Source organism: Bradyrhizobium sp. USDA 4472, assembly GCF_054058595.1.
Genome location: NZ_JBSSAM010000001.1, coordinates 6,309,858 through 6,330,945 on the forward strand (window position 1 = coordinate 6,309,858; position 21,088 = coordinate 6,330,945).

General features: G+C 62.5%; 19 protein-coding genes and 2 pseudogenes. 12 read left to right on the forward strand and 9 right to left on the reverse strand.

The window, feature by feature from the left end; translation table 11 throughout:
- Nucleotides 1–22: 22 nt before the first annotated feature.
- The 3 genes from ACVWZ4_RS29620 (at nt 23) to ACVWZ4_RS29630 (ending at nt 3,846) form a co-directional block, all read left to right on the forward strand.
- Nucleotides 23–1,735 (forward strand): type I secretion system permease/ATPase, encoded by a 1,713-nt coding sequence (locus ACVWZ4_RS29620; RefSeq protein ID WP_456741715.1) that lies wholly within the window; start codon nt 23–25, stop codon nt 1,733–1,735.
- 10 nt (nt 1,736–1,745) lie between these two features.
- A complete protein-coding gene (locus tag ACVWZ4_RS29625) occupies nt 1,746–3,116 on the forward strand; it encodes an HlyD family type I secretion periplasmic adaptor subunit (RefSeq protein ID WP_456741716.1) in 1,371 nt (456 codons plus the stop codon).
- 517 nt (nt 3,117–3,633) lie between these two features.
- Nucleotides 3,634–3,846: a hypothetical protein gene (locus tag ACVWZ4_RS29630; protein WP_456703581.1), complete on the forward strand. Its 213-nt coding sequence runs from the start codon at nt 3,634–3,636 to the stop codon at nt 3,844–3,846.
- Between the two features lie 499 nt (nt 3,847–4,345).
- On the opposite strand, the pseudogene ACVWZ4_RS29635 reads toward ACVWZ4_RS29630, so the two are convergent.
- The 5 genes and pseudogenes from ACVWZ4_RS29635 to ACVWZ4_RS29655 form a co-directional block, all read right to left on the reverse strand.
- Nucleotides 4,346–4,649 (reverse strand): annotated as a pseudogene (locus ACVWZ4_RS29635) (IS5/IS1182 family transposase); the annotation flags it as partial.
- 122 nt (nt 4,650–4,771) lie between these two features.
- Nucleotides 4,772–5,143, reverse strand: a complete 372-nt coding sequence (locus ACVWZ4_RS29640) for a DUF3024 domain-containing protein (RefSeq protein WP_456703580.1) — start codon at nt 5,141–5,143, stop codon at nt 4,772–4,774.
- A gap of 11 nt (nt 5,144–5,154) precedes the next feature.
- Nucleotides 5,155–6,732 (reverse strand): IS66 family transposase, encoded by a 1,578-nt coding sequence (tnpC, locus tag ACVWZ4_RS29645; RefSeq protein WP_456735135.1) that lies wholly within the window; start codon nt 6,730–6,732, stop codon nt 5,155–5,157.
- A gap of 73 nt (nt 6,733–6,805) precedes the next feature.
- Entirely contained in the window at nt 6,806–7,165 is a 360-nt protein-coding gene (tnpB, locus tag ACVWZ4_RS29650; protein ID WP_456735134.1) for an IS66 family insertion sequence element accessory protein TnpB, read from the reverse strand.
- Nucleotides 7,149–7,412, reverse strand: a complete 264-nt coding sequence (locus tag ACVWZ4_RS29655) for a hypothetical protein (RefSeq protein WP_456735133.1) — start codon at nt 7,410–7,412, stop codon at nt 7,149–7,151. Before ACVWZ4_RS29655 ends, tnpB begins: the two co-directional genes overlap by 17 nt.
- A gap of 305 nt (nt 7,413–7,717) precedes the next feature.
- Here ACVWZ4_RS29655 and ACVWZ4_RS29660 point away from each other — a divergent pair, with 305 nt between their 5' ends.
- Nucleotides 7,718–8,233 carry a GNAT family N-acetyltransferase gene (locus ACVWZ4_RS29660; protein WP_456790417.1) on the forward strand — a complete coding sequence of 172 codons (516 nt, stop codon included), beginning with the start codon at nt 7,718–7,720 and terminating at the stop codon, nt 8,231–8,233.
- A 603-nt stretch (nt 8,234–8,836) separates the two neighbouring features.
- Here ACVWZ4_RS29660 and ACVWZ4_RS29665 read toward each other — a convergent pair.
- Nucleotides 8,837–9,259, reverse strand: coding sequence for a hypothetical protein (locus ACVWZ4_RS29665; protein ID WP_456735132.1), 423 nt, complete (start codon nt 9,257–9,259; stop codon nt 8,837–8,839).
- A gap of 295 nt (nt 9,260–9,554) precedes the next feature.
- Between ACVWZ4_RS29665 and ACVWZ4_RS29670 the strand changes: the two genes are divergently transcribed.
- Nucleotides 9,555–10,298: a DUF7168 domain-containing protein gene (locus ACVWZ4_RS29670; RefSeq protein ID WP_456735131.1), complete on the forward strand. Its 744-nt coding sequence runs from the start codon at nt 9,555–9,557 to the stop codon at nt 10,296–10,298.
- Between the two features lie 196 nt (nt 10,299–10,494).
- Here the strand turns inward: ACVWZ4_RS29670 and ACVWZ4_RS29675 are convergent, their stop codons facing one another.
- Nucleotides 10,495–11,112, reverse strand: coding sequence for a PilZ domain-containing protein (locus ACVWZ4_RS29675; protein ID WP_456735130.1), 618 nt, complete (start codon nt 11,110–11,112; stop codon nt 10,495–10,497).
- A gap of 528 nt (nt 11,113–11,640) precedes the next feature.
- On the opposite strand from ACVWZ4_RS29675, the gene ACVWZ4_RS29680 reads away from it, so the two are divergent.
- Complete coding sequence (locus ACVWZ4_RS29680) at nt 11,641–11,832, forward strand: hypothetical protein (protein WP_456703574.1); 192 nt, start codon at nt 11,641–11,643, stop codon at nt 11,830–11,832.
- 89 nt (nt 11,833–11,921) lie between these two features.
- On the opposite strand, the gene ACVWZ4_RS29685 is transcribed toward ACVWZ4_RS29680, so the two are convergent.
- Nucleotides 11,922–12,488, reverse strand: a complete 567-nt coding sequence (locus tag ACVWZ4_RS29685; RefSeq protein WP_456735129.1) for a TIGR00645 family protein — start codon at nt 12,486–12,488, stop codon at nt 11,922–11,924.
- 164 nt (nt 12,489–12,652) lie between these two features.
- Here ACVWZ4_RS29685 and ACVWZ4_RS29690 point away from each other — a divergent pair, with 164 nt between their 5' ends.
- Both ACVWZ4_RS29690 and ACVWZ4_RS29695 read left to right on the forward strand, forming a co-directional pair.
- A complete protein-coding gene (locus tag ACVWZ4_RS29690) occupies nt 12,653–12,931 on the forward strand; it encodes a hypothetical protein (RefSeq protein WP_456703572.1) in 279 nt (92 codons plus the stop codon).
- A 952-nt stretch (nt 12,932–13,883) separates the two neighbouring features.
- The gene (locus tag ACVWZ4_RS29695; protein WP_456735128.1) at nt 13,884–14,810 is read left to right on the forward strand and encodes a septal ring lytic transglycosylase RlpA family protein; all 927 of its coding nucleotides are present in this window, start codon (nt 13,884–13,886) and stop codon (nt 14,808–14,810) included.
- Between the two features lie 85 nt (nt 14,811–14,895).
- Here the strand turns inward: ACVWZ4_RS29695 and ACVWZ4_RS29700 are convergent.
- Nucleotides 14,896–15,840: pseudogene (locus tag ACVWZ4_RS29700) on the reverse strand (alpha/beta fold hydrolase); the annotation flags it as partial.
- Nucleotides 15,841–15,992: 152 nt separating this feature from the next.
- On the opposite strand from ACVWZ4_RS29700, the gene ACVWZ4_RS29705 reads away from it, so the two are divergent.
- From ACVWZ4_RS29705 to metG, 4 genes are all read left to right on the forward strand, one after another.
- Nucleotides 15,993–17,255 carry a D-alanyl-D-alanine carboxypeptidase family protein gene (locus tag ACVWZ4_RS29705; protein WP_456741718.1) on the forward strand — a complete coding sequence of 421 codons (1,263 nt, stop codon included), beginning with the start codon at nt 15,993–15,995 and terminating at the stop codon, nt 17,253–17,255.
- Between the two features lie 2 nt (nt 17,256–17,257).
- Nucleotides 17,258–17,944, forward strand: a complete 687-nt coding sequence (tmk, locus tag ACVWZ4_RS29710; protein WP_456735125.1) for a dTMP kinase — start codon at nt 17,258–17,260, stop codon at nt 17,942–17,944.
- On the forward strand, nt 17,941–18,987 hold the full coding sequence (locus ACVWZ4_RS29715; protein ID WP_456741719.1) for a DNA polymerase III subunit delta': 1,047 nt from the start codon (nt 17,941–17,943) through the stop codon (nt 18,985–18,987). The genes tmk and ACVWZ4_RS29715 overlap by 4 nt, the downstream gene beginning before the upstream one ends.
- A gap of 100 nt (nt 18,988–19,087) precedes the next feature.
- Nucleotides 19,088–21,082, forward strand: coding sequence for a methionine--tRNA ligase (metG, locus tag ACVWZ4_RS29720; RefSeq protein WP_456741720.1), 1,995 nt, complete (start codon nt 19,088–19,090; stop codon nt 21,080–21,082).
- Nucleotides 21,083–21,088 lie beyond the last annotated feature (6 nt).

A 21,088-nucleotide genomic window follows, 5' to 3' on the forward strand; every position in this document is an offset into this window, starting at 1 on the left:
TTGCACAATTGAGGTCACTGGCTTGAGTAGCGTAGACAAAAGAACAGACGGGTTTAGGCAATTCTTTCGGAGCTCCCGAGGGTATTTCGTCACTGCGGCCATCTTTAGCCTTGCGATCAACCTGCTCTATCTGGCCGGGCCACTCTATATGTTGCAGGTCTATGACCGCGTCATATCGAGCGCCAGCGAGATCACCCTGTTGATGCTCACGATCGCGCTGTTGCTGGCATTTGTCGCGCTCGCTGGCCTCGACGCAGTGCGCGCCCGCGTATTGACGCGCACCAGCATCCGCCTCGATCGCGACATCGCCCCGCGAGTCATGACCGCCATCATTGATCGTTCGGCCAGGCTCGGTGGTGCGCGCAGTCAGTTGCTCCGCGATTTCGACAGCTTCCGGCAGTTCATCACCGGCGCCGGAGTTCATGCCATCTTCGATTTGCCATGGTCGCCGATCTATATCGCGGTGATTTTTTGTCTGCATCCGTTCCTCGGCGCGTTTGCGCTGGCGTGCGCGATCGTTCTGGTCACGATGGCTTTTCTCAATGAATGGATCGTCAAGCCGCCGCTCGCGGAAGCCAACGACGCAGCCAGCCGCAATTACAGTTTCACCGAGATGAGCTTGCGCAACACCGAGGTGGTGCGCGCGATGGGGATGACCGCTGGTCTGTTGAGGCGCTGGAGCCGGGACCGCGATCGCATGCTTGAGCGCCAGGTTGCCGCAAGCGACCGCGCGGCTGCGATGCAGAGCCTGATCCGTCTCCTGCGGCTTGCGATGCAATCCCTGATCCTCGGTCTTGGCGCCTATCTCGTCATCGAACGGCTGACGACCGCCGGAGCGATGTTTGCCGCCAGCATTCTGCTTGGCCGCGCGTTGCAACCGATCGAGCAGATCGTTGGATCATGGCGCAGCTTGGTTGCCGCCCGCGGCGCATTCCGGCGCGTGCGCGAGGTGCTGTCGGGAAATTCGCCGCACGAACGTGGATTGATGTTGCCGCGACCCGAAGGTCGCTTGTCGGTCGAAGCGCTCTCCTCTGTTCCGCCCGGCGCTATCAAGCCCGTTCTGCGTGGCGTCACGTTCCGGATCGAGCCGGGGGAGGTGCTGGGCATCATCGGCCCCTCCGGGGCCGGCAAATCCACCCTCGCGCGTCATATCGTGGGCGTGCAAGTACCATCGGCTGGTGCTGTTCGTCTTGACGGCTCCGACGTTTCGACCTGGATCGAATCCTCGCTCGGCCAGCATCTCGGTTACCTGCCGCAGGACATCGAGCTGTTCGCCGATACCGTCGCGGCCAATATCTGCCGCTTCAACCCCGACGAGGACCAGGAGATCATCAAGGCGGCGCGCATGGCCGGGGTGCACGAGATGATCGTACGGCTCCCCCGGGGTTATGACACGGAAGTCGGAGAAGGCGGTGCGGTCCTGTCTGGCGGCTATCGCCAGCGCATCGGTCTTGCCCGCGCCGTCTATGGCAATCCCAGCCTGGTAGTGCTGGATGAGCCGAGCTCAAATCTTGATGCGGAGGGCGATGCCGCGCTGGCCGACTGCATCATGGAGCTGAAGAAGCGCGGAACGACGGTAATCATCATTTCTCATAGGCCTGTGACCATCAGCGTAGTCGACAAAATACTGGTGCTGCGCGAAGGCGTGGCCGAAATGTTTGGACCGCGGAGCGAAATCCTGCCTCGACTGACGCGGCCGGTACCGGTCCATGCCGTCCAGGGAGCGGCAAGCTAGGACATTTGAGATGGCAATATTGGATGTTGCAACTCGAACCAGGCGTCCAGGTGCGGTCCCGAACCGGGCCCGCGACAACGCGAGCGCCGGCGAACTGAACGATTCAATCGGTCGTGTAGCGTTCGCGGGATGGCTGATTATTGCTTTGTTTTTCGGCGGCATTGGTACGTGGGCGCTGACCGCACCGCTCGACGGCGCCGTGGTCGCCAACGCCGTCGTCAAGGTCGACGGCAACCGCAAGAGCGTCCAGCACCTCGACGGCGGCATCATCAAGGAACTGCACGTCAAGGAGGGCGAGCGTGTGCTCGCAGGTGATCTCTTGATCGTGCTCGACGAGACGCAGGCGCGGGCCGAGTATGATGTGCTGACCCAGCAATATGCCGTGCTTCGCGCAACCGAGGTGCGGCTATTGACCGAGCTCGGTCACGGATCCCAGCTCGTCATGCCGAACGATCTCAAGGCACGGTCCGACGATCCGTACCTGAAGAGCGTCTGGAATGGCCAGGTCAGCCAGTTCGAAAGCCGCCGCGCGGCGCTTGAAGGCCAGCGCAGCGTGATCCGGGAAAAGATCAATCAGCTCGGTTCGCAAATTATTGGCTCGAAGGCACAAGTCAAATCATTTACGGATCAGATCAACTCGGTCCGCAGTGAGGCCAAGGACATTGCGCCACTCGTCGAGCGCGGCCTGATCGCGCGACCGCGAATTCTGCAACTCGAGCGCACGGCCTACGGTCTGGAGGGCCAGATCGCTGATACTGACGCCAATATCGCCAAGGCTCGCCAGGCGATTTCCGAGCAGGAGCAACAGACCGCCCAGCTCGACAACGATCGCATGACTGAAGTTACCAAGGATTTGCGTGATACCCAGGCCAGACTGCTGGAGGTGATCCCGAAGGCGTTGAGCGCCAAGGCCGTGTTGGGCCGCATGGAGATCCGGGCGCCCTATACCGGACGGGTCGTGGGACTGAACGTGTTCTCGGTGGGCGGCGTGATCCAGCGCGGCGACAAGATTCTGGACATCGTGCCCGACGAGGACTCACTCACCATCGAGGCCCAGGTCGCGGTGGACGACATCAGCGACGTGCATCCGCGCACGCGCGCCGAGGTCCATCTCACGGCCTACAAGCAGCGTATCGTGCCGATCATTCATGGCGACGTCATTCAGGTCTCGGCGGATCGTTTGACTGATCCCAAGACCAACAGCCCCTACTACACGGCCTTTGTCCGCATCGATCAGGACGAGCTGGCGGCCATGCCCAATATCCGGCTCTATCCCGGCATGCCCGCAACGGTCATGATTCCGACCGCGCAACGCACCGCATTTGAATACCTCGTCGGCCCGCTGGTGATGTCATTCAACCAGTCGTTCCGGCAGAGATGAGAGGCTGCCGGAGCAGAATTCATGGCCTCCATTTCGTCCACTGCCAGGACCCCGACCTGGCACTGCACTGGATGTAAGTCCCGGAAGAGATCGAGGGCAGGGAGGTTCGAGCGCGGCAGGCGATGGCTGAGAACTACGGTCGCAACAATACGACACATCCCGTAGCTAGGACCGTAGATGAGTTTGCAGCGCAGGCGGAAAAGGTGAGCGATTCCGGCAGATTTGACAGGACGCTCCTTCCGCCAGAAAAACAGAAAAATCAGGTGGTTAGCTGGAATATGAGGATCCAGCGCACAAACGAACGTACAGCGGTTTGAGGCAGCCTGTGGTCGGTCTCTGGATCGTCGGTGGCCTGTCGCTTCTGCTCGTGCTCGCTTTCGTCGGCTTGGTCGCGCCGGCCGCCGAGGTCGATAGTTTCGGTGACTCCGGCACTATCGATTAGCGGTGGCTCGGCAGCGTTCCGAGCCGCTAGGAATCGTCAATTTGACTCTCGGCTGCGCCGGGTTTCGATGCCGGTATGACTGTCCGCCTGATCAAGCACGAAACGGTGCCCGGTACTGGAAGCTTCGAGGTGCGCTTCGCTGATGGGCGCCGGAGCATGTACCTCTACTTTGACGACCTGCCGTCGCGACGGCTGCGTCCAGGGCAGGTGCCTCGCGAGGAAGCATTTGATCGGGCGAGGATGTTCGCCCGGATCATGCGTGGGATCATCGAAGGCTGGGCGAATTAGCTTGGTGCGTGGTTGGAGCCTACCGAGCACCCGTAATTTCCCGGGGCAGGCCCTTCTGCGTGAACTGGCGGCCTGTCATAAATCTATGGCATGACCATTGCATATTCGAAAGGGACTGGGATTTCAGTGCCCAGTCTTGAAAACCAGGACGCTGCCGGGGGGACAGGGATTTCGAGCCCGGCAGCGCCCCTGCTTTCAACGATGCTCCTCCGGCATCAAGACGCTGTAGAGATTCGCGAGCCAGAGGCTGCCCTTGATCGCCCAGCAGGCGAGCGTGACGCGCGCCTCGCAGGACCAAGAGCCGGACGGGGCGCATCCTAGACGCTTCTTCATCAGTCGAGGCGCGCGTTGATCTCCAGCACGACCTGATGCATTGCGTCGATGCAGGTATCCGCGTCCCGTCCGGCCGACATGCGGCTCCCGCTGCAAGCTCTCGCGGAAGAGAGAGCAGCGCTACGCGGTAAACTAGAAATCCTGCAGTCCCAAATCGGCGTGGTGTCTAGGGCGTGGACTCATAAGTGCGCGCGCCACAGCCTGATGGACGCGAGTTGAAACGAAGGCGAGGTAGTTGGCGGCAAGCTTATCGTAACGCGTCGCCACCTGACGACACTGCTTGATCCTGTGTTTCGGCGGGATGTTGGCCCACGCTCTCTGATCCAGTCCGCATCATAGCGACGGCCGGCAAGCAGCATTGCCCGAGACTTGAGACGGGACAGCAGCTTTCCGGCAAGTCGAACGTCGTGGGCCTCACCGGGGCTCAGCGCCAGCCGTACCGGCAGACCAATGCCATCGACCACCGCATGATTTTGCGCCCTGTTCGGGAGTTTGAATCACATGGGTTTGGTCAAACGCAACGCGTCCGCCCGGATGAATCGGCTCCGTCCGGCGAGGACCCCGGGCAGCTGAGCTTGCGGAGTTCCGGTGTTTAAGGTGGATGGAGCAATCCGTCAGATCTTAGGGTGTCAATCGCTTCGTCGAGGGTGAGGCCGCGATGCCGGCAGAACCACTCTCCAGTGTGCCGGTGCCACTGGATATCGAAGCGGTTGCGGCTGATCCAGTCGAGGCGAGCGAAGGGGGCGTCAAACTCTTCGCCGAGACTCTCGGGGAAGCCGGAGCGGTAGCGTTGAACGAAGCGATATTTGGTGCCGTGCCACTTTCCCAGGATATCGATGGGGTAGTTGAACTGCGTCGGTCGGATAGTGGGCAGGAAGCGGGGCTTCAGAAAGTCGTCGATCAGCTGCTGGCAGGCGGCCGTCACCGCCGATTTATCTGCCGCGGACAGACCGCTTGCTCTCATGTGTCCTCGGCTCACGCTGCTTCGATATGGCTCGGCATTGGCTTTCGCCAATTCCACGGCAGAAGCTCATCCAGCCTCTGGATAGCATGATCATTGATGCGCGCGAGCACGTCGGCGAGCCAAGCCTGTGGATCGATGTCGTTGAGTTTGCAGGTAGCAACAAGGGTGTAGATGGCCGCCGCTCGCCGGCCGCCCTCATCGGAGCCGGCGAAGGTCCAATTTTTTCGTCCCACGGCGACCGCCCGTAGCTCACGCTCGGCAGCATTGTTCGACATGCAAAGCCGTCCGTCATCAAGGAAGCGGGTAAATGCATCCCAGCGGCTGAGGCAGTAATTGATCGCCTTGGTCGTGTCGTTGTTCCTGGAGAGCTTGGCGCGCTGCTCGCGCAACCACGCCTCCAGCTCGACGATCAGAGGGCGGCTACGCTCCTGGCGCACACGCAAACGTTCCTGCGCAGCAAGACCGTTGATCTCGCGCTCGATAGCGAACAGGACATCGGTGCGCTTGACCGCCTCCGCCGCGATCGGCGCCTTGGTGAGCCGCGCGAGGTCAAAGAACTTGCGCCTGCCGTGCGCCCAGCACGCGGCCTCGATGATCGGGCCGCCCTTGCGATTGGTCTCGTAGAGCCTGCCAAAGCCGGCGTAGGCGTCGGCCTGCATCAGTCCGGCATAACCCGCCAGATGTTGCTCCGGATGCGCACCGCCACGATCGGGCGAGTAGAAGAACACGGCCGCCGGTGGATCTGGGCCGGCAAACGGACGGTCGCCGCGAACGTAGGTCCATAGCCGGCCGGTCCGGGTCTTGCCCTTGGCAAGGACCGGCACCGTGGTGTCATCCGCGTGGATGCGCTCGGCTGCGAAGACATGGCTCCGGATCGCATCGACCAGAGGCATCAGGGTTGCCGCGGAGGCACCTACCCAGTCCGCGAGCGTCGATAAGTCAAGGTCGATGCCTTCACGCTTGTAGACGTCGCTCTGACGATGAAGCGGTAGGTGCAGGCCGTACTTGGCGAACAGGACATGGGCCAGCAGCTTTGGCCCTGCACGCCCGCGCGCAATCGGATGCGAAGGAGCCGGCGGCTGGGTGATCGCTTCGCAGGCCCGGCAGACGAGCTTCTCGCGCACGTGCTGGATCACCTTCCACTGTCGCGGAACGAGCTCCAGCGTCTCGGTCACGTCCTCGCCAATCTTGCGCAATCGGCTGTCGCCGCAGCATGGGCAGGTGGTCGGCACGGGATAGACAATGCGCTCCCGCGGCAAATGCTCCGGCAGCGGCCGGCGGGCTGGCTTGCGGCGCTCGAACGATGGCACCGCAATCTTCTCGGCTGCCATCTGCGCCGCGGTCTCAGCTTGAGCCGCGTTCTCCTCCAGGTCGGCGAGTTGTAGCTCGAGCTGGTCCAGCAATGCGCCTCGCTCGGAGGACTGTCCGAACTGCTCGTGCCGCAGCTTCTTGATCGTGAGCTTGAGCTTCTCGATCAGCAATGTTCCCGCCTGGGCTTCGGCTTGCGCGGCCAACCGGGCCGCTCGCTCGGCGCGCAGCATCGCCTGCAGCGTGGTCACATCGTCGGGAAGAGAATCATCGGCACTCATCGACGACCAGAGAATCACAAGACGCGATCTCTGTCCGAACCGCTGATCCTGTCACCGATTCAAATCCCAGCGATCAACCAGCCGCCTGTGGTCGCCAGGTCTGTTGCGGCATCCGCCAGTCGATGCCCTCCAGCAGGTAGCCAAGCTGGGCTGGGGTGATTGTCACCACGCCATCAGCCGACGACGGCCACAGGAAGCGGCCGCGCTCCAGCCGCTTGGCGTAGAGCGACATGCCCAGTCCATCGTGCCAAAGGATCTTGATTAGCTTGCCGCTCCTGCCACGGAACACATAGAGGTCGCCGCCGTGCGGGTCTCGCTTGAAGGCTTCCTGCACCAGCAAGCCCAGCGGGTTCATGCCGCGGCGCATATCGGTGTGGCCGGTCGCAATCCACACCCGCACGCTCGACGCTTCGGGATCACCGCGGCCGTCCATCTGCCAGTGCCGCCACGGCGGCCTTCAGCGTCGCCGCGTCGACCGCGCCCGTGATCCGCATCCGAGCCCCGGCCGCAAACTCGATCTCGATCGACCCGCCGCTGCTGGCCGGCGCGACTGGACAGGGCGTCGGTCCTGCTTCCGCGACCACCATCGCAGGTACGAAGCCAGGTGGATCGGCGGCATCCTTCGGCTCAGGCCGAAACGAGCGTCGCCATCGCAGCAGCAATGAGCGCGAAACCGCCATACCGCCGCGCTGTTGCCGCGACCTGACGCGGCGACTGTAAGCTCTCAAGGACGATCTTGAGCTTCTCATCCTCGGACCAGCGCCGTCGCCGGCCCGTGTCCACCACCTCAAGCCGTTCGACTTGGGCACTGCGCCTATCACCGTCCATAAGGACAGTACTCAACAACACGCCTCATTCGGCAAGGCGGCCTTCACCGGACGGATACGATGAATCCAGCCACCTGCCACTTGCCAATGGTCGAGCGCCTGCAATATTTTCAATTTCCGATTTAGTGGAGCACCGCTGTTCGTTCGCAGAGGCACCAATGGCAGTCACCGTTCGTCCAATGACTTTGCAGGAAACCACACTGATCATTGAGTACTTCCACGCAGCAACGCCAGAGCACTTGGAAATGCTCGGGGTCGATCCGACGCGACTGCCGCCCGCGTCACAATGGAAACGACTCTATGAGCAGATGTTCGACCATCCTGTCGAGCAGAGAGGCAGCGTCTTGGTAAGTTGGCTTAGCGATGACACGTTTTTTGGGTTCTCGACTGCTGACAAGATCCGCGTTGGCCAGCAAGCAAATATGCACCTTCACATCACGGATCCCTCACTGCGCAATCAGGAGATCGGCGTAGATTGTGTCAGGCAGACCGTCGAACTCTATTTTCAGAGTCTAAAGCTGAAGCAGCTCTTCTGTGAGCCCAATGCCTTCAATGTGGCACCGAACCGCGCTCTACAAAAGGCAGGGTTCAAGTACGTTAAGACGCACATGACCGTTCCAGGTCCTCTTAATTTTCATCAAGCAGTGAATCGCTGGATGATAGATAGAGGCTGAGGCGTCTCGGACCGCTGTCGACGAGTCTATGAGTACGCGCCCTGGATTTCTAGCGGTCCAAACCACCAACGCTCCAGCCCCGCAAAACAAAAGCGATGCGCAGGTCAAGGCTGATGGCGGGCAAACCTCTTTGCTTAGCTGAGATCGCTCGAGGTCGCACTGAAGCCGTGGCGTTCGCCCATGAATGCGGCGCCGTGACATTGCCGATCACGCTGGCCGCCGTTGCTGCCGGATGCCCCTGCGCCAGCTCGAACGGGCCGGGATTGCCCCTTGGCGAATGACGTGCTGCGGGCGAGGGAATGGTTTGGTTCGAGCGACTGACAGGGTCGGATCAGCAAAGGGCCACAGTGTGATCCGCCGCGAAATATCTTTGATTGCCCCGGCCAAACCGCGTCGATGCCGAGCGGCTCAGTATCAGCAACAAACCGAGCAACAAGGCCGGTCTCAGGAGCATCGGCACTTTCGCGAGAGCGACTACGCCGACACGCGCATCGGGATCAGGATGTAGCTCGTGGCGACTGCAGAAGGCTTGGAAGAGGCGCGCGGATTTACGCAATTCGCGCGCCTTTGGGACCGTTCACGACGACTGAGGTCAGAAGCAGTTCACAGCGGCCTCCAGCGACGCGGATGGTGGTGGTAGTAATCGTAGTCGCGGTCGCAGTCATCGTAGCCATAGTAGCCGGGTCCGCCGAGGACGATGGTTACACCACTCCGATGGCCGCCGCCGTGGTAGCCGCCGAACTCATAGGCGGATGCGGAGGTTGGGGCCAGAGCAGCGGCACCCAAGGAAACTGCGGCAACTGCAATAACCGAAAATTTGCGCAACATGGATTGATTCCTCTCTGTCAGGTTTGGTGGAAGCCCTTGCTTCAACATGGCTCCTGGGGCAAGCGGAGCGATGAATTGATATCGCGCCAGAGCCAGTAAACTCTGTGAGACGCGCCACACATTGCTTTGCGAAAGCGAGTTGTTCCCTGTCGGATCGGCGAAACAGGTCGGCGAGATGAACAGATCGCGGACGATCAAGATTACCGAGCGAAGTTTCGTTCAAACAGAAATTGGAGCGTGACGTGGAGGCTTTTTTTGACGCGCTGGGGTGACAAGGTCCCCGGCTTCAATCGAAAGGCTCTTCGCGATGTTGGCGATGAGGTGACCGTTGCAAACACCTTAGCAATTGTCGCCAAAACGGAGAAAGTGCGAGTAAGATCATTCCGCCAGTCGAAAACGGAAAGTCGAACCCATGTGTCCGGTACGTTCTGTCACCTATCTTTCGGGTCGCTCAACGAGCCCGGCCCGGATCCGCCGGTCGAGCAGGTGATCGGTGGATCAGGCGTTTAATCCGGCCGGGCTCGACAAGCTGAAGCTCCGCATTCAGGCGTTGCGCGCCAAGACGATCGCCAATGGCTGCACCGAGGACGAGGCGCTGTCTGCCGCCGCCAAGGTCGCCGAACTATTGGATCGCCACGATTTGTCGCTTTCTGACGTCGAGCTGCGCGCCTCGTCGTGCGAGCGGCGGGTCTTTGAGACCCATCGCAAGAAGCGAATTCCTCTGGACGACTGTATCGGCGCGATCGCCCATTTCTGCGATTGTCGGGTCTGGCGCGAGAAGAACGCGGCCCGCGAGAGCAGCTACGTGTTCTTTGGCCTCGGCGCGGATGTCGAGGTCGCCCATTACCTGGCCGAATTGATTGACGGCGCCGTGCGCGCCGAACTTGGCCGCTTCAAGACCTCGATCGAGTACAGCAGGTTCCGGCACCAGCAGCGGCATCTGGCCAATGCCTCCTTCACGCTCGGGATGGTGGTGTCCATCGCCGACAGGCTGCTGGCGATCAAGGCAAGCCGCGATCAGGTCAACGAAGGCACCGGCCGCGAGCTGGTGGTTCTCAAGACCTCGGTGGTCGATGCGGAATTCGACAAGCTCGGCCTCAAGCTCCGGACCCAGCGGAGCTCTGGCCGGATGGTCTCGACGACGGCCTATGACGCCGGAGGCGCCGCCGGCACGGCGCTGCCGATCAACCCAGGCGTTGGCAAGTCGCAGTCACGGAACAGTCGAAAACAGATTTAAACGCGTCAGCATTCGTCCAGCCGGCTCGAACCTCAAGCCGATGCAATCGGGGACATCCAAATCTTTGTTGCGCAATCAGGACACGCAGCATCGCATAACCGCACCTCACCGGAGGGAGTGCGGCCCTGCGCCCGACGGATACGATGATTCCGCAATCTACTGTGGAAAAACCCGCAAGCCGAAAGAACCCGGGTCTTCAACTCACCAGCGTTTCGCCCCGTCGCGCTCTCTTCGAGGCGCGGCCCCGGTTGATGAATTGGACGCCGACGAACTCACCATTGACCCAGGCGAGTTCGCAGTGTCGGTAAGCCAGACCCATCGGTGACAACACAAGAAAAAATTCCTTCTGGCCGATATCCGTCACCGCACCGTCGATCACCAGCTTTGCGCCCGTTTCAGAGACGTCGTGGATCTTGCAGCCGCGCTGCCAGGTACCGTCGATCGCCATCAAGCGCGCTTCGATCGGTCGTTCGAACGCGACGCGCTTGTCCTTTGGTTGTTCTCCCTCACTCATCGACCGTCCCACCTTGGCCACCGAGCAGGCCGTTCTGACTAGAGAAGAATCCTTGATCTTCGGTGAATGGCGTGGAGCGAATACGCCTGCTGTGTTCCCTTCCGGTAAGCAAGGGGTCGGCAGTGTTTCATCGCCGAGCGAAGTCGGAATCGCGTTGTTTGAGTCCGTCGAGCCGCAACCGCGGGTGGGGCGCCTTGAATAGCTCCAACTGCAGCGTTCTTTTGTCCCGGATCGGCTTAGCCAGGGCTTTTTAAAAACGACGAAGGCCGCAGCGAACTCACCCGCTGCGGCCCGCGCCACTTGCAAATCGACCGGGTGAAAGAAGCTAGTGAAGTATGGAGCCAGCCCCGGTTTGCCGAATCTTCCCGGTGATCCCGGTTCCCGCCACAACAAATGTGAATCGAGGTGTCTTAGTTCTGAGATTCTGAATTGCCGAATGGTCCCGGGCATCTCCGGGGCCGGTCCGATGTGGCCAATTCAGTGCATCGTCACGACTGGAGTACGAGGTAGGCATCGGTCGCAACGTCCAGGCTCGCCGGTCCCCGGGCGGCGGCGCGTTCGCTAAGGCGATGATGATTGATTTCGGAATTATCGTATTGTGCGCCTGTTTTGCCCGACGGGTCAAGAGGCCTTTGCGGGACAAGCCGGTTCGTCCTCGATCCGACGTGGCCTACTGTGCATGGGGTTGTTTTCGCTATGTGGCGCGTGGCGGTCTGCGATGGCACCGGCCGAGCGCCCAAGAGCCTGAGTGGTCAGGGATTTGTGTTGACCGGTCCCCCATGCGGACCACCGGGCGGAACCTTTTCCTCACCGCCGCGTTACCTCGGCATGACTGAAGACCTTTCCTTCCGACGTAAACCCCTGACCCCCGAACAGCGCCAGGCGCGCGATGCGGCGCGCCGCCTCGAGGCCGAAAAGGCCATGCGCGACCATGAGGAAGCGCAGAAGGCGTTTTACGCCAATCGCGAACGGCTCAAGGCCGAGCGGCTGGCCCGTGAGGCGGCCGCAGGCAAAGACTGACTTCTCAATGCGTGCCGCTTCAGTGCCGGCCGGTGGACGCCCGCGCGTCAGCCCCCTTGCGCGTAACGAGGGGAAAGGCGAGCGGTTGATCACTCTGTCTGCTTGCGTGCCGTCATGTCGCTGAACCTGTCGACAAAGGCTATTCCGATCGCCGAGACGATAAAGGTGAGGTGGATCAGCACCTGCCACATCACGCCGCTCTCGGTGAAGCTGGCGCGGCTCGAGCCGAGATTGCCGGCCTCGATGAAGGTGCGCAGCAGCGCGATCGAGGAGATGCCGATGATGGCCATCGCAAGCTTGATCTTGAGCACGCTGGCGTTGACGTGGCCGAGCCATTCCGGCTCGTCGGGGTGGCCCTGGAGATCGAGCCGGGACACGAAGGTCTCGTAGCCGCCGACGATCACCATCACCAGGAGATTTGAGATCATCACCACATCGATCAGCGCCAGCACGCTCATCATGATCTCCTGCTCGGTCAGATCGAGCACATGCGAGGAGAGGTGCCAGAGCTCCTTCAGGAACAGCGCGATGTAGACGCATTGCGCCACGATCAGCCCGAGATAGAGCGGCAATTGCAGCCAGCGCGAACCGAAGATGATCATCGGTAACAGCCCGAGCCGCGGGCGGCGTCCGGTGGGTTCAAGCTCTGCCGACATTCACATTGCATCCGCGCGTTGAGATCGTCTCGTCATCATGTACCCCGCCAAGCTGGCCGGTGGAAGACACGCCGCCCGGTTCATCGGGTGTGGATCGCGCCGTCTCATGCTAACGTGCATGACGGCCGCCTCCGGGGGTGGCGGGGATCGGGAGGCCGATAGTTATGCGCAGTGGCTTTGGCCGATGGCTCGGGCACATCGTACTTGCAAGTGCGGTGGGCGGCGCCACTGCGGTATTGGCGACCCCGCTGACGCCCTTCCGCAATGAGGCGCAAGCGCAGCGCCATTGCCCAGGCGACAAGGTGGTGTGGCTGGATTTCAGGAAGAGCGTCTATTACCGCAAAGGGCAGAAGCTCTACGGCCAGGGATTTGATGGCAGCTTCGTCTGCCTGTCCGAAGCGCGTGACAGCCTGTACCGGAGCTCGCCGTTGGGCTTGCGCTGAGCCCCCGTGGTCAAGCGCCGCTATTTCTGGTTCGGCAGCGTCACGGGGACGTGGGCGGAGCTGCTGATCACCCGGGGGCTTCCGTCGGGGTAGGTCCGGCTGCTTCGGATCAGCGACTCCAGGACCAGTAGAAATTTTTCGGCGAGCATGTGCGTCACCTGCGTTGGCGTGGCCTCTTGAAATTAGGTCGAGGCGCCGAACGCGGAAATTCAATCAACTCAACGGGAGCGGGGTGATTCGGCGTGCTGCGCCGCAGACGCGCGGCGCTCTGAAAATTCGAAACGGGTGGCGTGAGATCAGCCGAAGGCCAGGGCGACGAGGCTCGAGCAGAGCAGCACGAGGCCGCCTGCGGTCAGTGCCAGAAAGCCATCGGATACGAAGTCATGTTTGCGCATGGGACACCTGCTGCTCTTGCCTTCGATGCTCGATCGGATTGATTAAAATTGTCCGAACGTACCGCCTTGAAGAGGTGATGCAATGTCAACCGCGCGAGCGCCGTCAGGCCCTCGTGCGGTAGCCTTCAAACGCATGGGCCAGGAAGATTCCCGCGCTTACCAGACCCATCAGTGCCGAAACCGTCTCGATCATCGTTAAATTCCAATCCCGCCCCTGCACGCGAGAAAACGCGCGCGGCCTTGCACAGTCAAAAGAATTCCCGTGAAGCCGACGATATCGGGGGTGGAGTGAGGTTTTGGCGCAACAGCTTGTGCGGGACTGGCACATCAGAGGCGGCTGAGAGGCCATTGCGCCCCATTTATCAACGAGAATGCCGAACGTCCTGTTTACCATGCCGACGCGAACGTTGTGGGCTCCCCATTTCCGCCGTGTTCGGGTTGCGTTATCGTTACCGTCTCCGAGACGGTGGTGGGCCGCCTCGGGCTTGAGGACCGGAAGGCGATTCCCGTGTGCAAGCGGGTTGGGGCCGTCTCCGGGGAAATGGTATTTGGGGCGAATGGGGATCCGACGATCAGATTCGGTGGTGCGGGCTGCGCGGTGCGTTGCGGTGGTGGCCGGTTGCCTTGCGCTTGCCAATTGCGCCTCGTCCAACAAGTTCGCCAGCCGGGTGGATCCCAAATACGGCGTGTCGTCGAGCCCACGGGTCGTTGGCTTCGGCGAACCCGTCCCCAAGGGCGGCGGCACCTATCGCGTCGGAAAGCCTTATGTCGTTGCAGGCCGGACCTACGTACCGGAGGAGGACGTCAATTATCGCGCCGAGGGCACGGCCTCCTGGTATGGCGACGACTTCCATGGTCGCCTGACCGCCAACGGCGAAGTGTTCGACATGAGCTCGCTGACCGCGGCGCATCCCACCCTGCCGATGCCGTCCTATGCGCGGGTGACCAATCTCTCCAATGGCAAGTCGCTGATCGTCCGCGTCAACGACCGCGGGCCCTATCACGGCAACCGCCTCATCGACGTCTCGAACAAAGCCGCCGAACTGCTTGAATTCAAAGGCAATGGTGTTGCCAGGGTCCGCGTCGAATATGTCGGCCGGGCGCCGTTGGAAGGCTCCGACGACCGCCAGCTGATGGCGACCTTGCGCACCGGCGTTCCGGCGCCGTCACCCTCGATGGTCCGGGTCGCTTCGGCCAGGCCGTTCGTGCCGGAGGTGTCATCAAGCCGCAGCGCCTTCAGGGGCGAAGTCCCGATGCCGGAAGGGCGGCCCTACAGCCTGGGCAACACGTCGGCCGACCTCGCCTCGATCGACGCGACGTCCGAGATGTCGGCCTCGAGCCGCAGCCGGGGCCGGGTGCTCCAGAACGCCCGGCAAGTGTCTTATGACGAGAGCGGCCGCTACGCCGGAGATAGCGGTCCGGCGACCTCCGATGACGGCGCAGCCGAGGCACGCAGCATTCTGACCGGCCGCGGCCTGTACTAGGCAAGCCGCGACAGCTTTGCCGAGGCCGGGTCTGTGGGCGCCGCCCACACCGCAATGAGGAAGGATCTCGTCTAGCTAGCTGATGCGCTTCGCGCAAGAACCGCAAAAGCGCGGCATTGACCTCGTCGGGCCGTTCCTGCTGCACCCAATGACCAGCGCCGTCGATGATCAGCTTTCTCGTGAGATTGGGCAGCACGCGCTCCAGATCGTTGACCCGCTTGGCGCCGATCAGGCCGGTGATGACGGCGTCCTGCGCGCCGGCGATGAACAGGGAGGGCTGGTGGATTTGCGCGTCCTGCCAGGGCGCGGTCAGCTCCCAATTGCGGTCGATGTTGCGATACCAATTCAGCCCGCCACGAAACCCGGAAGAGCGGAAGCTCTCGGTGAAATGAGCAAGATCGGCCTCGCTCAGCCACGACGGCAGCGGCTCGTCGGCTGCTGCATGGCCGAGAAAGCCCTTGCCCTCCTGGACGAACATCGCGGCGTTCGGATCGGCAAGTCCGCGGCCGCCGAGCACAATACGCATGGTGCGGGCGACGTCACGCTCGAACTCGGCCTCGGCGACACCCGGCGTCTGGAAATACTGCCAGTAGAAATTCGTTATGCCGCCCTGGCGCAGCAGCTCGAGCGGCTTACCGCGTCCGCGGAACGGCGGGGGCACGCTCAGCCCTGCGACGGCCGTGAATATATCCGGGCGGAACAGTGCCGCGTGCCAGGCGACCGGCGCGCCCCAGTCATGGCCGACGACGACGGCTTTGGTCTCGCCGAGCGCCCGGACCAGGCCGACGACGTCGCCGACCAGATCGAAGATCGAATAGGCTGCCACCTCGGGCGGCGCCGCGCTCTGGCCGTAGCCCCGCATGTCGGGGGCCACGACATGAAACCCGGCCGCTGCTAAGGCAGGCATCTGGTGTCGCCACGAGTAGGACAGTTCCGGCCAGCCATGGCACAGCACCACCAGTGGTCCCTGACCGGCCTCGCGGACGAAGAGGTCGATCCCGTTGGCCTTGATCCCTCGGGTCATGGGCATCGCTTTTCCGCCTTGTTTCAGGGGTTTGGTTGAAAAACATCAGGTGCCACGATAGGGGCGCAATGAGAATCGTGCAATCTCGGGGGCAGCAACGACCCTCGTGTTGTTCGCACCTGTTCCATTTGTTAGAACGGCGCTCTCAGGGCTTCGCCATGGCATTTCATCTCATCTCGCTTCGTCATACCGGCTTCACAGCCGGAGCCCTGGCGCGCGGGCTGGTTGCGGCGGCGCTTGCGGTGAGCCTCGGCTGGGGCGGGGTGCTCTATGCCGCGAACCAGAGCGTGCAGGGCGCCAGGAAGACCGAGGATACCGGCTTCGACGGCGATGCCCCCACCGCGATCCTGATCGAGGCTTCGAGCGGCAGCGTGCTGTTCGAGAAGAACGCCGACGAGCTGCGCGCACCCTCCAGCATGATGAAGCTGGTGACCGCCGAGGTCGTGTTCAACGCGATCAAGAAGGGCGACGTCAAGCTGACCGACGAATACCGGATCAGCGAGAATGCCTGGCGCAAGGGCGGCGCCCCTTCCGGCACCTCGACCATGTTCGCTGCCATCAACAGCAAGGTCTCGGTCGATGACCTCCTGCACGGTGCCATCATCCAGAGCGGCAACGACGCCTGCATCGCGCTCGCAGAAGGCATTGCCGGCAGCGAGAAGATTTTTGCCGCCGATTTCATGACCAAGCGCGCCCGGGAGCTCGGCATGACCAAATCGACCTTTGCCAATTCCAACGGCTTGCCCGACCCCGGCAACAAGATGACGGTGCGTGAGCTCGGCATGCTTGCCCGGCACATCATCCTGGACTTTCCCGAATTCTATAAACTGTTCGGCGAAAAGGAGTTCACCTGGAACAAGATCCGCCAGCCCAACCGCAATCCGCTGCTCAATTCGATGGAAGGAGCAGACGGGCTAAAGACCGGCTACACCAAGGAGGGCGGCTACGGCATGGTCGGCTCGGCCGTGCAGAACGGCACCCGATTGATCGTCGTCGTCAACGGCCTGGAAGATTCCGAAGACCGCGCCACCGAAGCCAAGAAGATGCTGGAATGGGGCTTTCGCAATTTCGAGACCCGCACGCTGATCGCAGCTGACCAGCCCCTCGGTTACGCCAAGGTCTTTGGCGGCGACAGCCGCTCGGTGAAGCTGATTGCGAAAGAGCCGGTGAAGGTGATGGTGCACAAAAGCGGCGGCGACAAGCTGATCGCGCGCGTTGTCTATAACGGCCCGGTGCGCGCGCCGGTCCAGGCGGGCCAGCAGGTCGGCGTGGCCAAGGTCTGGCGCAGCGGCAATATCGCCGTCGAGACGCCGGTCTACGCGGCCGAGGCTGTTGGCACCGGCTCGACCATGCGGCGCGCGATCGATGGCGCCAGCGAGCTCGTCATCGGCATGTTCCGCGCAGGCGCCGAGAAGCTCTGATCATGAGTGAAAGCGCGGTAACATGGCCGTCCGGACGCGGGCGCTTCGTCACCTTTGAAGGCGGCGAGGGGACGGGCAAGTCGACCCAGATCAAGAAACTCGCCGATCGTCTCAAGGCGGCAAGGATGCGCATCCTCGTCACGCGCGAGCCGGGCGGCTCGCCGGGCGCAGAGATCATGCGGCATCTGGTGCTGTCGGGCATGGGCAAGCTGCTCGGGCCCGAAGCGGAGACGCTGCTGTTTGCGGCCGCGCGCGACGACCATGTCCGCACCGTGATCCAGCCTGCGCTCAACCGGGGCATCTGGGTCCTGTGCGACCGCTTCGCCGACTCGACCCGGGCCTATCAGGGCAGCCTCGGCAGCGTGCCCACCGCGCTGATCAATGCGATGCAGCGCGTCACGATCGGTGATCTCAAGCCTGATCTCACCATCATCCTCGATTTGCCTGTTGAAATCGGCCTGGCACGCGCGGCGGCGCGGCGGGGCAGTGGCACGCCTGACAGATTTGAGGGCGAGCAGCTCGCCTTCCATCAGGGTCTGCGCGAGGCCTATCGCAAGATTGCGGCGGATGATCCTTCGCGCTGCGTTCTGATCGACGCCAATTCCGACCCGGACACGGTCGCCGGGCGGGTGTGGACTGCGCTGCGCGACCGCCTCCTGGCGACCTCAGCATCGGTGGTCTCGGCATGAGCCGGCGTCACGTCGAGCGCGAGAGCGCGATTCCACATCCGCGCGAGACCAGTTTGCTGTTTGGCCACCGCGAGGCCGAGACCGCGCTGCTGACGGCTTATCGCAGCGGGCGCATTCCGCACGCCTGGCTGATTGGCGGACCGCAAGGAATCGGCAAGGCGACGCTGGCCTACCGGATGGCGCGGTTCGTGCTCGCCCACGGAGAGCCGCAGGCTCCCGCCGTGCAGGGCGCCGAAGACCTCGCGATCGATCCTGACGATACCGTGGCGCGGCAGGTTGCAGCGAGCTCGCATGGCGGGTTGCTGACGTTGGAGCGTAGCGCGAATGACCGCGGCGTGATGCGTACCGTCATCACCGTCGACGAGACGCGCGAGACCATTTCGTTCTTCGGCTCGACGGCGGCGGCTGAAGGCTGGCGCGTCTGCATCGTCGACACCGTCGACGAGCTCAATCCCAATGCGGCGAACGCGTTGCTGAAGATCCTGGAGGAGCCGCCGCAGCAATCGCTGTTCCTCCTGGTGAGCCACGCACCGGCACGTGTGCTCGCCACGATCCAGTCGCGCTGTCGCAAGCTGCGCCTGCGTTCGCTCACAATCGACGAGGTGATCGGAGCGGCGGCTGCGGCCGGCGACCTTGCGCCGACGGATCAGGCGCTACGCGAGGCCGCAGAGGCCTCCGAAGGCAGCGTCGCGCGCGCGCTGACGCTGCTCGGCGGCGACGCGCTCAAGCTCCAGCAGCGCACGGCGGCGCTGCTGGCGCGCCTGCCGCAGCTCGATCCGCGGGAGCTGCATACGCTTGGCGATTCGCTTCCCACCAACGACCGGGTCGCGCTTGCGGCGTTCATCGATGGCATCGATCGCTGGATCGCGGAAAGCCTGCATGCGAACGAAGCCAATGCCAACCAGAACCTGCCGCGCCTTGCGCGGCTAGCCCAGGTATGGGAAAAGATCGTCCGCGCCGCGCGCGACACTGAAACCTACAATCTGGAGCGAAAGCCCTTGGTTTTTTCGGTGTTCGGCTGGCTGGCGGACGCAACGCGCTAGAGCATGATCCGGAAAAGTGCGGAGCGGTTTTCCGAAAAGATCATGCGCAAACAACGCAATTTCGTTTCCAAATTTCGAGAATCCGGTAGAGGAATTCGTCGTGGCAGCACGAGCTAAGAAAACGGCCAAGGCCAAGGGTAGCAAGAAGGCTGCGAACAACGCCGCGAAAAAGTCGACAAAGGCACTCGGCCGCAAGGCTGCCAAGAAGGTCAAGAAGACCAAACGGGCCTCTGCCAAGAAAGGCGTGAAGAAGACCGCCGCGAAGGGTGCAAAGAAGGCGGGCAAGAAAGCCGCGAAGAAGCAGGCCGTCGCCAAGAAGGCCGCCACGACGAAGGTCGCAAAAAAGTCCGCCAAAGCTCCATCGAACAAGGCAGCCAAGAGGGCGAAGGTGACCGCATCTGCCGTAACCGCCGCGCCAGCTGCTGTTGCCAAGACGTCGAAGGCCGTGCCCCCCGTGGTCTCCAAGCCCGAGGTATCGAAGCCCAAAGTCTCGAATACCAAGGCAGCAAAACCCAAAGCGCCGCCTGCGCCGAAGGCCGTTGCCGCCCCCGCGCGCGACAACGTCTTCTACATCTCCACCGCGATCGCCTATCCCAATGGTGTCCCGCATATCGGCCACGCCTATGAGGCAATCTCCGCCGACGTGCTGGCGCGCTTTGCGCGGCTCGACGGCAAGGACGTGTTCTTCCTGACCGGCACCGACGAGCACGGTCTGAAGATGGTCCAGACCGCGCAGAACGAGGGCCTGACTCCCTCCGCGCTGGCGTCCCGTAACGCCGGACGCTTCAAGGAGATGGACGAGCGGCTCAACGTGTCGTTCGACCGCTTCATCCGCACCACCGAGGAGCAACACCATCGCTCCAGCCAGGAGATCTGGCGTCGTATGGAAGCGAACGGCGACATCTACGCCGACACCTATTCCGGCTGGTACTCGGTGCGCGACGAGGCCTACTACGCCGAGGAAGAGACGCGCCTGAACGAGGACGGCGTACGGCTCGGGCCGCAGGGCACGCCGGTCGAATGGGTCGAGGAGAAGAGTTATTTCTTCCGCCTCTCGGCCTACCAGGACAAGCTGCTGAAGCTCTATGCGGATCAGCCCGATTTCATCGGGCCGGACTCCCGCAAGAACGAGGTGATGAGCTTCGTCAAGAGCGGCCTGCGCGATCTCTCGATCTCGCGCACGACGTTCGACTGGGGCGTCAAAGTGCCCGGCGACGAAGAACACGTGATGTATGTGTGGGTCGACGCGCTCACCAACTACATCACCGGCGTCGGCTTCCCCGACGAGACTGACAAGAACTGGCGCTACTGGCCGGCGGATGTGCACATCATCGGCAAGGACATCATCCGCTTCCACGCGGTGTACTGGCCGGCCTTCCTGCTATCGGCCGGGCTCCCGCTGCCGAAGCGCGTCTATGCCCATGGCTTCCTGTTCAACAGGGGCGAGAAGATGTCGAAATCGGTCGGCAACGTCGTCGATCCCTTCAATCTCGCCGACCAGTATGGCGTCGATCAGATGCGCTATTTCTTCCTGCGCGAGGTGCCGTTCGGCCAGGACGGCAACTACAACCATGAAGCCATCGTGGCGCGCATCAACGCCGATCTCGCCAACGATCTCGGCAACCTCGCTCAGCGCTCGCTGTCGATGATTGCAAAGCAGCTCGGTGGCGTGCTGCCCGAGCCCGGCGCGTTCAGCGACAACGACAAAGCGATTTTGGCGATGGCCGACGGAATGGTCGGAGCGTCGCGCGAGGCGATGGCCACGCAGCAGATCCATCAATGGCTCAACGCCGTATGGGCCGTTGTTGCGGAAGCCAACCGCTATTTCGCGGGCGAGGCGCCGTGGGCGCTCGCCAAGACCGATCCTGTCAGGCAGAAGACGGTGCTCTACGTCACCGCCGAAGTCGTCCGGCAGATCGCGATTCTGGCTCAGCCGGCAATGCCGACTGCTTCCAGCCTCCTGCTCGACAGCCTCGCCATCCCCGAAGGAGAGCGCAACTTCGCGATGCTCGGCGGTGACAAGCGGATCGCGCCCGGCTCGATGCTGCCGGCGCCGACGCCGGCGTTCCCGCGCTACATCGAGCCCGCGGCCTGAGGCGGA

What these genes read in the sequence shown, in the direction of transcription:
- ACVWZ4_RS29640 (WP_456703580.1), bottom strand. Translation starts at nt 5,143, where the DNA reads ATGAGAGCAAGCGGTCTGTCCGCGGCAGATAAATCGGCGGTGACGGCC.
- ACVWZ4_RS29660 (WP_456790417.1), top strand. Translation starts at nt 7,718, where the DNA reads ATGGCAGTCACCGTTCGTCCAATGACTTTGCAGGAAACCACACTGATC.
- tnpB (WP_456735134.1), bottom strand. Translation starts at nt 7,165, where the DNA reads ATGGACGGCCGCGGTGATCCCGAAGCGTCGAGCGTGCGGGTGTGGATT.
- ACVWZ4_RS29630 (WP_456703581.1), top strand. Translation starts at nt 3,634, where the DNA reads ATGACTGTCCGCCTGATCAAGCACGAAACGGTGCCCGGTACTGGAAGC.
- ACVWZ4_RS29685 (WP_456735129.1), bottom strand. Translation starts at nt 12,488, where the DNA reads ATGTCGGCAGAGCTTGAACCCACCGGACGCCGCCCGCGGCTCGGGCTG.
- ACVWZ4_RS29625 (WP_456741716.1), top strand. Translation starts at nt 1,746, where the DNA reads ATGGCAATATTGGATGTTGCAACTCGAACCAGGCGTCCAGGTGCGGTC.
- ACVWZ4_RS29705 (WP_456741718.1), top strand. Translation starts at nt 15,993, where the DNA reads ATGGCATTTCATCTCATCTCGCTTCGTCATACCGGCTTCACAGCCGGA.
- tnpC (WP_456735135.1), bottom strand. Translation starts at nt 6,732, where the DNA reads ATGAGTGCCGATGATTCTCTTCCCGACGATGTGACCACGCTGCAGGCG.
- ACVWZ4_RS29690 (WP_456703572.1), top strand. Translation starts at nt 12,653, where the DNA reads ATGCGCAGTGGCTTTGGCCGATGGCTCGGGCACATCGTACTTGCAAGT.
- ACVWZ4_RS29655 (WP_456735133.1), bottom strand. Translation starts at nt 7,412, where the DNA reads ATGGCGGTTTCGCGCTCATTGCTGCTGCGATGGCGACGCTCGTTTCGG.
- tmk (WP_456735125.1), top strand. Translation starts at nt 17,258, where the DNA reads ATGAGTGAAAGCGCGGTAACATGGCCGTCCGGACGCGGGCGCTTCGTC.
- ACVWZ4_RS29715 (WP_456741719.1), top strand. Translation starts at nt 17,941, where the DNA reads ATGAGCCGGCGTCACGTCGAGCGCGAGAGCGCGATTCCACATCCGCGC.
- ACVWZ4_RS29680 (WP_456703574.1), top strand. Translation starts at nt 11,641, where the DNA reads ATGACTGAAGACCTTTCCTTCCGACGTAAACCCCTGACCCCCGAACAG.
- ACVWZ4_RS29695 (WP_456735128.1), top strand. Translation starts at nt 13,884, where the DNA reads ATGGGGATCCGACGATCAGATTCGGTGGTGCGGGCTGCGCGGTGCGTT.